We start from the raw sequence: 13,853 nt of genomic DNA, 5'->3' as shown, positions 1-13,853 counted from the left end.
TCCATCTTCATGCTAATAGAGGCGGTATAATTTATGCGGCGCGGAAAATCAGAAGAAAAATATGTTGATGTTCCGGGTGGAAGTATTTATGTCCGGATTTGGCATCCAGTAGAACCGCCAACGTCACCTCCAATCGTCCTGTTGCATGATTCGTTAGGCTGTGTAGCTCTGTGGCGAGAGTTTCCGGCTCAGCTTTCCCTTAGCCTTGGTCGCACAGTTGTCGCCTATGACCGGCTGGGGTTTGGTAGGTCCAGCGAACGCGTAGAACGACCATCGCGCAGATTCATTGACGAAGAAGCGGAAATTGTTTTCCCATCACTTTGTGCGTCTCTAGGCCTGGAAGCGGTGGTTCCATTTGGTCATAGTGTCGGCGGTGGTATGGCGATAGCAATTGCTGCTATTCACTCCCGAGTTAAGCTCTGCTCTAGTCTTATTGCCGAGTCTGCGCAGCCATTTATCGAAGAACAAACAATAAACGGGATCGAAGCTGCGAAGCAGTACTTCAGTAATCCGATCAATATGGGAAAACTTACCAAATACCATGGTAATAAAGCTCGCTGGGTCTTGGCTGCGTGGACTGAAACTTGGCTTGATCCTGAGTTCAGAGGTTGGAATCTGGGTTGCCATCTAAAGGAGGTGCAGTGTCCGGTGTTGGCAATTCATGGTGACAATGATGAATACGGATCAGTCGCGTTTCCCAATTTCATTGCGGGCTCTGCTTCAGGTCACTCCCTGGCCGTTATTATGGACAGAGTAGGTCATGTCCCGCACCATGAAGACCCAGTAAAGGTTATGGAAATAGTTAAAAGCTTCCTAGCAAAGGTCGATGGGGGTAGCTTTGTTACAGTCAGCTCCTAGTCTTCGTTTTTTGGTATTTTCCTGGCGTTATGAGACAGTCGGTAATCCCTTGGTGAGCAGTCACTCCAGCGTCGAAAGGCACGAGTAAAACTACTTGTGTCGGTGTAGCCTAAATGTGCAGCCAATTCATCTATTTTCATGTCGCTACTGATTAGAAGTTGGAATGCCATTTGTTTTCGCTCCTCCTCTACTAGGGCTCGAAAGCTGGTGCTTTCATTATCCAATTTGCGCCGGAGTGTGCGGCTAGATAGGTTTATTGCCGACGCAACATCGTCTAGCGACGCCATTAGCCCTAAGTCGCCTAAAATCTGATTCCTAACGCTATCGCGAATTCCGCCAGTTTGTCGCTGGCGCAATTGTCTTGCGCATTGATCGCTTAATAGTCTCGCTAGGTTGGCATCGTAAGTAGGCTGTGGTTTATCAATATATTTAATAGGAACGCGGATGGCGTTGCGCCTGCTTTGATAAAGTGGTTTAACTCCGCAGACCGACTCTATGTAGACTGAGTTTGTTGTATCCAAGGTAGTAAACTCGGTCTGCATAGTCTGAATTTCATTTAGGCTAAGTTCTTTGATGATTATGATGCTGGCGGCCATATCTCGTTCTAACAAGAACTCGCGGAGATGGCTGGGTATGGACTGCGGGTTCATGAGCAAACCAAAATAGCCGCCTTCCTCAAAGGCGTTAATCTCGCAATAAGCGGTGCTTAAAGGTAGAAAACGCAGTGCGGTGTTGAGGGCGTCCCTGAGGGTTCGACAGGTTCGCAATGAGAAACCCCAAATCCCGAAAGTGGCGATGTTGTAGCAAAGGCCAATTTTAAAGCCTAGTGCGGGTATATTGGGTAGTGCGAGCATGATGTTTTCAATGAGCCGCATTTCCTGTTCACGCTCTATGAGTACCGCGCCGTCGTTAAGGCTGTGCTCTGAAATGTCGGTCCCAAATAAGCAGGTTTCCGTATCTACACCGTGATTTTTCGCAAAATTTATCATCACTTTGCTTATAGCGACGGGACGACGGGTGCTCTGGGTATTTCCCATGTGAAAAGCCTGAGTTGGGTGGCGCTAATTTGTGGCCATAAGTACCGCGCGAAAGGACATAAGTGTCATGTTACTTTTAAAGGCGCCGCTGTACATTGAGTACTGTTAAATAATTCAATTTTCAATTATTACATGGTAATGACAATGCAGGAAGAGCTAAAGGACTTAAATAAGAAGGCTTTAGGTGCCGCGATAAGTTATATGGGTAAAGTTGCTTGGCCGACGATAGCGCTTACATTTCTTGTATGTAGTCTATTCGTACTATGTATAGTGCTTTTTGCAAATGATGTGATAACCGTTTGGTTGGCTACACCGCTTGTTAGTGTCCTAACCTATATGGCGTATACGCCCTTGCACGAAGCTGTCCACGGAAATATTCATGGTAGTAGGTCGAGGATGCGGTGGGTGAACGATGTTTGTGGCTATCTGGCTGCGCCCATTATCGGTGTTCCGTTTGCCTCCCATCGTCACGAGCATTTTACTCATCACCGTTATACCAACATTAAAGGAAAGGACCCGGATTATTTGATTAGCGAGATGGGTAAGGGGCCTTTTAGTGTGTTGCTGACGACCCTAAAGTTCTTCTATGCTCAGAATAGTTTCTTCGCGGAAAATAATTGGCACTCTGCCGATTTAAAAGAGCGTGTTGTTTACAGTGCTGAACTGTGTTTCTCGCTGGGGTGGCGTCTACTTGCTATCTTGCTTATTGATCAGCCTGGCATCTCTATTGTTGTTTTGGTGGGGTATTTCTTTGGCGGTCTCTTTACGGCTTATTGGTTTGCGTATCGGCCGCATTATCCGTATGACAATACTGAGCGCTACCAGAATACGAGTAGCCTCATTATGCCCCCGTGGATGCGTCCGATGGAATGGTTTTGGTTAGGCCAAAATATTCACTCAGTTCACCACCTATTTCCTCGGGTTCCCTTCTATCGCTATCACGCGCTGCATCGGGATATTGAGCCGATACTGCGTGCGCATGGTACGCCAATTCTTGGTATCTGGAGTCGGGCGCCGGTGACGAGGGGTTAGGACTGATTTTTATCGAGGCTTTCTTGCGTTGTTATTGCGGGTGAGCTTTCGAAGCATAAAAAACTCCTCTTAATGGCAAGTAGAGAAGAATTGTGAGGTGCGTTCATGTTTGGCCATCAAGGAAATCGAGGCCGCATCAAGCAAAATCCAGGCCGACGAACCGCGAAATAAGGAAGCCTCAGAAACTGATAATGACACTAGCGAAAACCTGCACTCAAAAACACACGAAATACAATAATTATGGACGCCAATATAGAGAGTACAAAAACCTCTACTCTCGCCACACACCTGACAGAACTACGCGATCGACTGATCCGTGTTCTAGCTGCGCTGCTAATATTCACCCTGTGCTTAATGCCATTTTCACAAGATATTTATAGCTTGGTCGCGGGCCCACTTCTGCAGTATTTACCTGAAGGTGGAAGCATGATCGCAACGGAGCTGACATCTACTTTCATGGCGCCTCTAAAACTTGTACTTTTCGCAGCACTCACGTTATCAATGCCCGTATTTTTATTCCAGCTTTGGAGGTTTATTGCACCCGGACTGTATCGGAATGAACAAAGTTTTGGGATGCCACTGCTAATATCGAGTGTTTTACTGTTCTACCTCGGGATCGCCTTTGCATTTTATGTCGTCTTTCCATTGGTATTTAGTTTTTTCAGCGGCGCGACACCTGAAGGTGTTTCTTATACACCCGATATTTCTTTATACCTTAACTGTTGATGGCCATCTTCGAAGAATTACTTTATCAAGTAATTCTTCGAATACGTCATTGAAATTCTCCCGAGCTTTAATAATTGCATCCTTTTAAATGTCGCTCACTTTGCCCTGTCCTGCGCTAACATCAAATATAGTCCTCCCTAAATGCGTTAAATTCGAGACTGCACTTTCATGCTTCCTGATAGCATTCTTGAGTGCTCTCTCACCATAGGTGTGGTGTATAGCTTCCAGAATAGCTGACGACCTCATTGTTATGTTTTTGTCGGGTGCGCTATAACGGCTGGGCAAGTATGGGCGCCTTTCCCCTTAGCACCTTCAGCTGTTCAAATACTTCCACTACCACACTTGATAGCCTATAGAGCTAGGGGCAGCTATCTGCGAGGTAAATGTGTAGGTTAATGCGGATTGGATATTGCAAAATAATAATGCAGGCTAAATGATTAGGAAAAAATTCCGTGTTCAATTCTGCCAATCAACGTCAAGACATCATCTACGCCCGCCTTGGTTTTTGCATGCAATGCTGGAGTGGCTTCATTAAACAGAGACACGGCAGTAGTTAACCATATTTGAGTAGCGCCTATGTCTTCATCCATCAGCTGATAGGCCGCATTTATAACACGAGTGTAACTGATTTCACACAAGTCCAGCCCGCAAAACTCCGCTACACTAATTAACTCTTGTTCTGTCATACCGCACTCCACCCCCCGAAATATAGAGGGGAATTATTGGCGATAACAGCGGTCGCCAAAACTTCAAATCCCATACTTTCTCAATAGCGTTGCAATACTTTCAGCTTTCCAATAGAAAACCAGCGGGATAGATATCGCCGCCATCACTAAGCCGATGACCAAAAATGCATTCAACATAACAACCCCCTCAACTAATTCAAGAAATGTCAGGCTTACGGTAGCGGAGAAAAATGTCCTGCCGCACTTCATCCGCCGTAACCTCACCATTAATGATTCGAGTCATCTGGGCGCGTAATTCATCTGAAACACGATGCCCGCTAATTGCCATTGAGCCAACTATTTGAGCGACACGAAATTCAGTTGTAAGTTTTAATTTTACTCATGACTAAATCCTAGCACGGCGAAAACATGCTCTCCAGCGAATCTCATAGACCCACTACACGCTCAACTAAGGTCCGACACACGGCCATACCGCATATCGGAATACTACACCAAAGAAAGATAATTAAGGCAGAAGAAAATTATTTATTTGACATTAATCAGTGACGACACAAAAATACGATTGTTATTACCTTAAATAAATATTTCGAGAACCCTTAGAATTAGCACTTCTTTAAGAGATTTCATCTTTAAAAATACCCGGCGCGGGTATAAATTTTGAGAATTTCACATAAAATACAAATTTAAATTGACANAATATTGGAATATTGGAATATTGGAATATTGGAATATTGGAATATTGGAATATTGGAATATTGGAATATTGATTTTATCATCACGAGGCCGCAAACCTCTTAAAACAAATTGCATTTAATCGACTAACTGTAGTCATCCTAAGTAGGCGCTCGTAGTGACGCCGCAGGCAATGCCATCGAAATGTGTACGTATTGCATTCAGGGCACTACCTACCCGAAAACTCCTATTTCTTAGTCAATTGGGAGTGGCATTTCTTGATTTCATTAGCCGACGCCTGCATTCCTAGGCCTGTTCTACTAGATTGCCGTATCGACTCTGCCTACTTCGCGAGCCATCTAGCTAACCAAGATGATTCGCCGGCTCTCGAGCCGTAATCATCAAAAACTATTTGGTCAGCTTAATAGATAGCCTAGCCTGCCAAGCATTAAACCAATAGTTAACATCGCTTCCAGACCTACTTTGGAAAGTTGCTCCTATAATTTAATTTCATATCGACTGTCATTTTGTTGAGGGCAATCGACTGAGCGAATGAGTTGACCTCGATCCAGCTAATTAACGAATCTTTCTAGCTAAGATTCTGAAAATTATCTTATTCAATCCCTTTTATGGATCAAGTCAACGCGCCTCCTCCGCGCCAACTATTGCATCGATTAGCTATTAAACAACTATTTTTGTGACCGGTAAAATGCTCACAAGACGTCCTATGGCCCTCTTTTCCCCGCCGCCTGCCATGGAATAATTAGCACCACTATATAAATTGAGCGGGGTATTAGATGAGGATTTGAAATGAAAGCAAATGAATACGCTTCTGGCGAAGTATATGATTATGAGTCAGTGAATTTTATTGAGCTCGAGAAAACAGACCTTGGAATTCCTTTCGCATACCTTTTTCCGCAAAGTTCCTTGGTCATCCATCTCAATGAGGACTGGATTTCAACCGATGATGAAGATGTAGGCTCTCGGGTACGGAAAAAATTCGCAGATGAATTGAAGTGCATATGTAACGTTGCTATAGAAAAATTCTATCCGGGAATCGATGCGAGCGTGTCTATTCGAAACTTGACTGCCAAGAATTCTAAGATAAGTCGAAACCAGAGAACGACTTTATTTTTAGTTGGTCCTGATAAGACTCGAGAGATATCGGAGAAGCTATCTCATGTCACTGGATTTGTCTGCGCCAGAGCTCAACAAAGCCAACCGGACTTGTTTATCAAAGATGATTTTCCAGAACTTTTGGCGCCGGTAACAGAATTTCTTGAAGGCCAAATTAACGGGCTACGTAAAAATTTGTCCGGTGTAAAAATTAACCATCCTTTTGGTGTGGAAATTTTCGGCTCCACCCCAGTAATTACTGGATTTTCTGGTGAGTTTGACTCGTTCGAATTTGAGATTCCGCCGGCGGAAGAAGTTTGCGGTATAGCGTCTATCGACGGATTTCGCGAATTTCATAACACGGTATACTTAACAATTATCGATTGCGATGAAATTTCAGAGGCGTCCAAGAACTTTGCGGTTCAAGACACTACTCTTCTTAAAAAGATCATGGAGGCTAAGTATTATGACAAGAAAATTCGCTATATCGCCGATAAAGTTTTCGATAACCGCCCCGACAAGCCGACCTTCATCCTCAAAGGCATAGAGATTCTTGGCTAAATCTAGGTCCTAAGGGAAATTATGATAGTGGCCGTCAACTGACTGCCACTATTTCACTATCACCACCAGAACCCCAGACCAGCATTATCGAAACTGCAAGAAAACCCACCGTCATTTCAAAAGAGTTTCTTACAACCCCATCACCGGTGGGCCCAAGGATTATCGCTCCATAGTCATAAATACCACCTCGTCTTTCTTCAACAGGACGTTTGAATACATCGAGTTGCACACTTTTTCCAGACTCAAAAACGCTTTCAATCGTTTTTACTTGGAACCCCTGTTCAACAAGAAAACTGGTCACTACCGGGTCATCTTTAGTTGCATACACATCATAGCGATTGCTTTCTATGCCAAGTATATCAAATGTGTGCTTTACGATTTTACAGTGACGATCATGACTCATTTTTAACTGTCTGTTCATTCCAAGCAGGAGTGGTAACTCGTCCACGGCAGGGCAGCCTGAGACCCTAAAGGTCTCAAATTTTTCAGCTAGCTCTATAAAGCGAATCCATGCAGAATCATTAATATAGTGCACAATAGCATTCGGCGAATCTTCACCTTTGAACCAAGAATTCTCCCCACGCTTTTTAAATCGCATGACCTCGTTGGCTTTGTCAAAATTCGCTTGGACTGAACATACAAAGTCAGGATGCAGTGCGACTAGCTTCCCTGCACTTTGGTAAGACCTCCCTTGGGCAACCAGCCGCAGCAACTTGAATATCAATAATAGTGTTGGCTTTTGAAATGAAATATCAGGAACCTGCGGAAGCTTCTCTATGTGAATTCGATCAAATTCCGCCGTATTAACAATGCCATTGATAACTAGGGCTCGCTCAGTTCTGACGGGCGTAAGTGAATCGGCCCACTCGGTCATGAGGTGATTGTAATTTTTAAGGCCAGACGATGCGCCACTGTGTCCCATCAATCGTGCCAAGCCTATCGATGACCGAATTGATCTGCTTTGATGTCGTCCCAGCACCATTCCCAGCAATGTATTCGTATCGATGGTTTTGCAAAGCTTACTCCCTGTGGAAGTTTCAAAGCCAAGTAGTATTGGTGCAATGTGATTATAGAATGCATGGCGACAATGATGGGGGGTTAAGGTCTTGCTTCCAGTAACCGCACGTAAAATAAAGATAAGCGTTTCCTGAATTTCACGGCATGCTGCCCATTGATCTACCCGGCCGCCACGTACCTCACAAAGAATAGGGGCATTCTTTTCTGTCCCTGCAATACTGTCGTAGTTCGCCAGCACTTTTTCGATGAGCTCTATTTCATGCGGCGTCAGATTGAATAGCAGCGGTACAGCGCGTCGACTGCTTTTTCGCTTCAGCTGGCGAATTCGATTATCTCGAATAAGCACCCAAGTAAAACCCTGCCATTGACACCAATCCTGGCGGCGCAATCCCAAAGCTTCATTTCCTCGCAGCCCAAACCTGAATATGAGCAGAAGTACAAAACCAAGGTATAATGCGAGTTGGCTGTCTTCGCCATAAGCCGTGCGGATGTATTCCTGGCAAGCTAAATACTCTTTCTCCGATATACACCCAGGACTTACAGTACGGTGGTTATCCTCAGTATCTATTTCAGACCAATCTGCATTTTTTACCCCAAGTTTCACAGCCCAGCGATGGAACGCCTTTAAGCGCTTTCCAAAATACCCGACTTCCTTATCCCTATCTCGACGGAACTCGACCATGTCATGATAGCGATCGGTAATCTCATCGGAATCCATAGATAGCAGATCGCAGGAATAGGCTATACCCTGAAATGCTAACCTTAGAGTACTGAAATAACTTTGTACGGTTTTTTTGGCATAGGGCCGGTAATGCTTGCCGCGACCTTTGCCTACTTCAATGACATGGCTTATCCAACAGGCCACCATTAAAATCGACGAACTTACCTTGCCGCTATATGCCTGGTAAGAATTATGGATTTCTTTCGCGATTTTCTTTGCGCTTTTCTTCTCATAGCGACCAAGAATGTTTGTCACTTCATTGTATAGCTCCTTTGCATTGTCTTGGAGAACACGCGCGTCGCTCTCAATCGCAACTCTCTGATTAAACCTAAAGTCTTGAAATACGTCCGAGTTTGGCTCCAGATTTGGCAGCGTGATGCATATCCCGTGCTGAAGCCTGAATACATCTTGCCAGTTAAGGCTAGTCGGCGGCATCCTTTCACTGAGCGCGCCAGCCACCACGCCAGGAAGCTCTATAAGGTTAGCTTGCCCGATGATTTTGGTAAGCCGCGTCAAAATTTCCTTCACGGAAATCCCATCTTTCTCTACGTCTGGCGAAATGTACGTTGCTAGCGCATATAGTTCCGGCGGAATTGGCAGAGAGCTTAGGTCTGCTAGCCGAGAATTTGTACAACCGAAATGAAACAGGGATGCTGTTTTATAACTAATTTCATGCCGCTGGACCGGCGCATTAAAATCATTTGTATCCCATTCTTCACTGTATTCAATAAAGTATTTCTTCTTATGTTGGATGAGGCGGAAGTTCCGTCCGCTAAGTACATCCAACAACATACTGCGGTAGCTTAATCTTTTGTCGATGCATAGCAGCATCGTCCCGACAATCAACGCGGTAGTTTTATTTACCGCGCCCTTCTGAATGGTGTTCGTCGTGTGTTCTGCCCACTGTTTTGCGTTCCCGTAACGATCCAAATCTGCAGGCAAACTTCCCGCGATCAGATTTCGCTCTTCTTCCCGCTTAAGGATTTTTTTCCTTATAGAGCGAGTATGCTTACTGTCTCTTGATTTCAGGAATTGCTCAAGCACGCGAAATCGAATACCGGCATCAGGATGAGGCAGTCCATTTTCTCGCTTCAGCATGCGATTCCCGAGCTTTTCGATCTCCGTAGGATTTAGATCCTCAAGCTCTTGCTCGCGAATAAACAGCTTAATTTCCTGCTGTGCAATTTTCCGGGCTTTTCTATACCTCTGGCGTCGGTACAGAGCTCTTTCTTTTAAGCCATAAATACTCGGCTCAATATAGCTTCTTTCTTTTGCCCGTGAACCTAGGTAGCTAGGTAACACTGCCGGCGCACCTATAACATCAAAACCAAGCGAGTCATAAATGGCGTTATACGCAAGGCGATACTGATCCGCATCATTGATCCAACACCTAGGCGAATAGTCCCCATAAGCCGCACCGCCCCTTTCTGAGTGCCCCATCCAACCATCGATAACATCGCAGGGCACGTCAGCGCGGGAGAGTCGCTGCGAGTACCGGTGCCGAAACAGGTTTGGCGGAAGTGACCAACCAACAATGGGCAAGCCGAGCAGGTCGCCGTCAGATGTTTGATGCCAACTAAGTTGCTCGTCCAAGAAGAAAAACAGCGGAAGCTCACCGCCCTTACGCTCCAGCAAAGCTAGTAATTTCCCAGCCAGCTCAGGGCGCAGGGCTTCTAGATCTTTTTGAAGTCGCGCAAGATAATCAAGGTATGCGGCCAGTAGCTTGGCCAATTGTTCGGGAAGCGGCACTATCCGCCCATTGTGACGAGCACCATCCGATTTATCATTAATGTATGCACAAAGAAGTTTAAAATTGAAGTGGTCGAGTAGTTCAAAAGGTGATTTCAAGTACCTGCTACCAGTACCCGCATACAGCGCCAGCAAGCAATACTGCGTATACCGATTATGAAAGCTAACGAGATCCCGAGCATCAACTAACATGGATTTTGCTTCAGCAATACCTTGAGATAATACTGATTCGATCGGGGCTAGCAAACTACCAAGCATTAAGGTCGCTAAGTCGACATTGTCTGTGACCACGGGCAAATCGAGCCCTTTAGCAATGGTGCTTACATCCCAGTTAGCATAACCACATGCCGCAGGTAGTCCACTTTGAGGCAATGCGGTGACGATTCGAGCAAGATTATGGTCGCCAGTATTTTCAAAAACTCGCTGCGCTGCTACTTGGGCCAGTTTCCCGCTAGTCACCCTTGGAAACTGCTCTTTCGCTACACCATCAAACCATGTAGTAATTTTGGTAGCAGGGTTAAGCTCACTCCATAGACTACCTAAAGTAGCTTTGCTTGGGGGTTGCTCTCTGGTGACCCTTCCCAAGGCAGATGTGATGTCTTGCGGGAGCGCTAAGCGGATGATTTCCGAATATGGGTGCACCTCCGCTTGTTCCTGCGGAGTTTGCGGGCGCCAAGCACTATGTCGACGCGGCGGTCGCCGTTGAACATGACGATAATCAGGCGTAATTCGCCAGTCGTCCCCAACAGTCGCATCGATTTCAATCCTTTGAGCATGGTAAAGCGAGCGCCCGACAAGAGCCCCAATTTTTGCTATTGCGGCGCCAAGGGACTGGACTAGTTCCTTGGCGCTGACTGTGTTTTCCAGCCATGCCTCAAACTGAAGCAATTCCGGCGGCAAGAGCTTATCCCAACTCCAGGGCAAATATTGAGATTCCTCGGCGGAATAGAGAAAGACAGACCGAGAAGTAAGTGCTTGCTCCTCATCAGTGTCCGATGAATCAACTTCCACGAGCGTGTCGTCAGATTCATCCTCGTCATTGTCTGCCACGCTTGGGAGGTTTTGTATTGCCGGCAGTTCCGGGTCCAGGAGACCTAACGGCAGGCCTTCAGTCCTGGCTGAACCTAACTGCGGATAGATGCCTGGGGAATCGACGTCCACCGAAATTGGTAATGGGCTGCAATAACCCCTGGCGATAGGAGAGATCGCGCCAAGGAATCGCTTGTCAGAATCATCGGCGTGCGCGGCAAGCCCAGATGCAGCCTTTTCTATCGCATAATTGAACCACTGAAACGTGTTTGGAAAGCCTTGAGTTTCATGCCGAGCGCGGGTGAGCAATTCATCGATCTTCTCCCACTTTGGATCAATCCTGTCTAGGGTAATATGGCGTGCCGCCCAGCTGATATTGCTATCAGAGATACAGCCTTCCTCGGCAACGCGAATAGCTGCCTGAAGAATTAACCAAAGTCGAAACCTTTGGCGGCTCTCGGCGATTTTGTCCTGATCGCTATGGGAGCGGGGGTTCACGATCATAGCAAGGAGGTAATATCTGGAAGTCAGTGGGGAAAACTCAGACTTCGTGCCTTTTGCAGATTTACCTTTATGAGAAATGGGCGAGTCAGCTTTGGGGATATGCTCGCTAGTATTACTCAGTGTCTCGGAAAATTCCCGCAGGCGAGATACTATCGGTTTGTCTGCCCACTCTGATAGTATAGGCTCGGAGATCGGCTGGGCGAACTCACTAGCAAAATTGTGTATTACTCGAGGATCTTCAGGCCTACCAAGGCAAAAATAAGCGACCTCCAGCTCATCGTGAAAGCCGGTCTTGATTGCCCAATCAGATATGCCTTCATAGCGTGATGGCAGCCTGAAGGTCACGGGCTTCTCGTCGATCTTGTGCCAATCCTGAGTGTCTTCTTTCAACTTTGAACGCTCTTATTTCCATTGAGCAAAACTCCCAAAAACACTTATAGCACAGCTTAGAACGTCAAAAAAGATCATTTTAATACATTTTTTATGTACTATAATAATCATTCTCATAACCTCCGGCCCCCGCTACCACTTTTAAAGCGGCAAATCAGTAACTTACTGGCTTGCCGTTTTTTTTCGTCTGATGGTTTTGCTCACCGTGACACTCCGTGACGTTTTCCGTGACACTTTTGGGTTGGCGTGATTTTATCAAGGCGAAGCTAATGACCTTCGGGCACCTCTAATCCCACTCTCTCTTCCAGTTCCTCGTAATGTAGATAAAGTACAATTTTCACTGTGAAATGTATCCGTTACGATGCGAATGAGCTAATCGCAATGCCCGCACTCAATAGCCAGTAAAGAAATGGGCAAAGACCAAAATACTCTTAGGACAGGAAATTGGCTGGAATGTGCCAATTGCAGACATAGTGATTGACGTCCTATCCGGCAGGAGTGTCACAAAAGCCGACACTCAAGCTCAACATGCAGGGCGCGTGACCTTTAAGTATTGTTGATATTTTCGGGGTTTGCTGACAGCTGTATCTCTTTACTATAAATTTGATGTGGGTATTCAGCGCCATAAGCAGTCTATCAGCACCGAAGATGACTCCAGTGGTCAGTGACCAAAGCGAATACTCACAAGTCTTAAGCAACAATTTACCCTCAGTTCGAGTGAGGCAATCGAAGAGCTGAGTAATACTTTATGTATAGGCCAAATATTCAGTATTTTTTTACGGAGTCAAATTGAAAAATGGTTTAAGGATTGGCTGGAGATGCAAATCTATTGGCAGCTAGAGTGCGGAAGCTCAGATTGAAGTATTCGCTCTGACATTTACGACTTATACAGCCGAAGTCTATATTTTCATGACGCAAATTTGTTAGTTGTGCTGCCAGAAAAAAATAACCCTAGTGTCTTTAATATTAATGGTCGGCTATCGTAGTCAGGGTTCTCCGCTAGCATTAATACGGCTTCAGTAAAGCATCCTATTAGCATTCTTTGCATAAGCTCAATGTCATTTTCCGATAACGGAGTTGATAAACCGCTACTCTTAACGAACAAAGTTAGTTGCTCTCTGAAGATTCTGGAAACAGCCTGAACTACACTAGTATCTTTCCAGCGCTCTCGCCCTAAAACAATAGGGGCATCACTTAACACTATGCGTACAAAATCCTGACGATGAGTCATTTCAATCAGCATGTCCCAAACATTTATAGGATTAATTTTCTCTACATTAGATGAGAACGCCTCAAGCCTAGCGGTGAATTCTTGCTCCATCGATTCAGTTACTGCTAAAAATAGTGATTTTTTGTTACCGAAGTAATGATAGATCGGTGTAATCGTAAGCCCTAAATCATCAGCAATATCTGTTAACGAAGTATCTGCATAGCCTTTCTCACCAAAAATTCGGCATGCGCTTTCCAACACCTTTATCTGGGTCGCTTCTCGACGCTCAGCTTGAGTTTGCCGAAGGGGCTTAGTGTTATTCGTCAGGCGAGGGCCTGCCTTTTTTGAACCTGAAACATCTCNAGCCAAAATATTTTTCTCTTTAAGTGACGAAAGCAAAGTATACAGTCAGACATTCAATTGCTCCATATAATTGACTTATATAACTATGATATATAACATTAGTTTAAATGTATCTGTCGGCCCAGCTTGCACTGCCTTACTTAATACCAGCAGATCTTAATAAAAATAATTATAGAGGCCGT

At 45.3% G+C, this 13,853-nt stretch carries 10 protein-coding genes; 4 read left to right on the top strand and 6 right to left on the bottom strand.

The features are described 5' to 3' along the window. Window positions 1–33: 33 nt before the first annotated feature. Window positions 34–858 (top strand): alpha/beta fold hydrolase, encoded by an 825-nt coding sequence (locus AELLOGFF_RS16025; protein WP_103683262.1) that lies wholly within the window; start codon window positions 34–36, stop codon window positions 856–858. Here the strand turns inward: AELLOGFF_RS16025 and AELLOGFF_RS16020 are convergent. Next, window positions 855–1,895 (bottom strand): AraC family transcriptional regulator, encoded by a 1,041-nt coding sequence (locus AELLOGFF_RS16020; protein WP_103683261.1) that lies wholly within the window; start codon window positions 1,893–1,895, stop codon window positions 855–857. The two genes, AELLOGFF_RS16025 and AELLOGFF_RS16020, sit on opposite strands and share 4 nt — an antisense overlap. A gap of 132 nt (window positions 1,896–2,027) precedes the next feature. Between AELLOGFF_RS16020 and AELLOGFF_RS16015 the strand changes: the two genes are divergently transcribed. Continuing rightward, the gene (locus AELLOGFF_RS16015) at window positions 2,028–2,927 is read left to right on the top strand and encodes a fatty acid desaturase (RefSeq protein ID WP_327785492.1); all 900 of its coding nucleotides are present in this window, start codon (window positions 2,028–2,030) and stop codon (window positions 2,925–2,927) included. 240 nt (window positions 2,928–3,167) lie between these two features. After that, the gene (gene tatC, locus AELLOGFF_RS16010; protein WP_235035753.1) at window positions 3,168–3,653 is read left to right on the top strand and encodes a twin-arginine translocase subunit TatC; all 486 of its coding nucleotides are present in this window, start codon (window positions 3,168–3,170) and stop codon (window positions 3,651–3,653) included. Between the two features lie 437 nt (window positions 3,654–4,090). On the opposite strand, the gene AELLOGFF_RS16005 is transcribed toward tatC, so the two are convergent. From AELLOGFF_RS16005 to AELLOGFF_RS18240, 3 genes are all read right to left on the bottom strand, one after another. Further along, window positions 4,091–4,339 (bottom strand): antitoxin Xre/MbcA/ParS toxin-binding domain-containing protein, encoded by a 249-nt coding sequence (locus AELLOGFF_RS16005; protein ID WP_159269963.1) that lies wholly within the window; start codon window positions 4,337–4,339, stop codon window positions 4,091–4,093. A gap of 63 nt (window positions 4,340–4,402) precedes the next feature. Beyond that, complete coding sequence (locus tag AELLOGFF_RS16000) at window positions 4,403–4,588, bottom strand: hypothetical protein (protein WP_200842769.1); 186 nt, start codon at window positions 4,586–4,588, stop codon at window positions 4,403–4,405. After that, the gene (locus AELLOGFF_RS18240; RefSeq protein ID WP_159269961.1) at window positions 4,536–4,667 is read right to left on the bottom strand and encodes an antitoxin VbhA family protein; all 132 of its coding nucleotides are present in this window, start codon (window positions 4,665–4,667) and stop codon (window positions 4,536–4,538) included. The genes AELLOGFF_RS16000 and AELLOGFF_RS18240 overlap by 53 nt, the downstream gene beginning before the upstream one ends. Window positions 4,668–5,821: 1,154 nt before the next feature. Here AELLOGFF_RS18240 and AELLOGFF_RS15990 point away from each other — a divergent pair. Next, window positions 5,822–6,688 (top strand): hypothetical protein, encoded by an 867-nt coding sequence (locus AELLOGFF_RS15990; RefSeq protein WP_159269959.1) that lies wholly within the window; start codon window positions 5,822–5,824, stop codon window positions 6,686–6,688. A gap of 34 nt (window positions 6,689–6,722) precedes the next feature. On the opposite strand, the gene AELLOGFF_RS15985 is transcribed toward AELLOGFF_RS15990, so the two are convergent. Both AELLOGFF_RS15985 and AELLOGFF_RS15980 read right to left on the bottom strand, forming a co-directional pair. Beyond that, entirely contained in the window at window positions 6,723–12,098 is a 5,376-nt protein-coding gene (locus AELLOGFF_RS15985; RefSeq protein WP_159269957.1) for a hypothetical protein, read from the bottom strand. 907 nt (window positions 12,099–13,005) lie between these two features. After that, complete coding sequence (locus AELLOGFF_RS15980) at window positions 13,006–13,677, bottom strand: TetR/AcrR family transcriptional regulator (RefSeq protein ID WP_159269955.1); 672 nt, start codon at window positions 13,675–13,677, stop codon at window positions 13,006–13,008. Between the last annotated feature and the right edge of the window lie 176 nt (window positions 13,678–13,853).

Origin of the sequence: Zhongshania aliphaticivorans, from assembly GCF_902705875.1 — a bacterium.
Classification (GTDB): domain Bacteria; phylum Pseudomonadota; class Gammaproteobacteria; order Pseudomonadales; family Spongiibacteraceae; genus Spongiibacter; species Spongiibacter aliphaticivorans_A.
The sequence above is the reverse complement of the archived record's forward strand: the minus strand, read 5'-3'. Positions and strand labels throughout refer to the sequence as shown.

Excerpts from the sequence above, each read along its gene's own strand:
- AELLOGFF_RS16015 (WP_327785492.1), top strand. The coding sequence starts at position 2,028 with ATGGTAATGACAATGCAGGAAGAGCTAAAGGACTTAAATAAGAAGGCT.
- AELLOGFF_RS16020 (WP_103683261.1), bottom strand. The coding sequence starts at position 1,895 with ATGGGAAATACCCAGAGCACCCGTCGTCCCGTCGCTATAAGCAAAGTG.
- AELLOGFF_RS18240 (WP_159269961.1), bottom strand. The coding sequence starts at position 4,667 with ATGGCAATTAGCGGGCATCGTGTTTCAGATGAATTACGCGCCCAGATG.
- AELLOGFF_RS16000 (WP_200842769.1), bottom strand. The coding sequence starts at position 4,588 with ATGAAGTGCGGCAGGACATTTTTCTCCGCTACCGTAAGCCTGACATTT.
- AELLOGFF_RS15990 (WP_159269959.1), top strand. The coding sequence starts at position 5,822 with ATGAAAGCAAATGAATACGCTTCTGGCGAAGTATATGATTATGAGTCA.
- AELLOGFF_RS16025 (WP_103683262.1), top strand. The coding sequence starts at position 34 with ATGCGGCGCGGAAAATCAGAAGAAAAATATGTTGATGTTCCGGGTGGA.
- tatC (WP_235035753.1), top strand. The coding sequence starts at position 3,168 with ATGGACGCCAATATAGAGAGTACAAAAACCTCTACTCTCGCCACACAC.
- AELLOGFF_RS16005 (WP_159269963.1), bottom strand. The coding sequence starts at position 4,339 with ATGACAGAACAAGAGTTAATTAGTGTAGCGGAGTTTTGCGGGCTGGAC.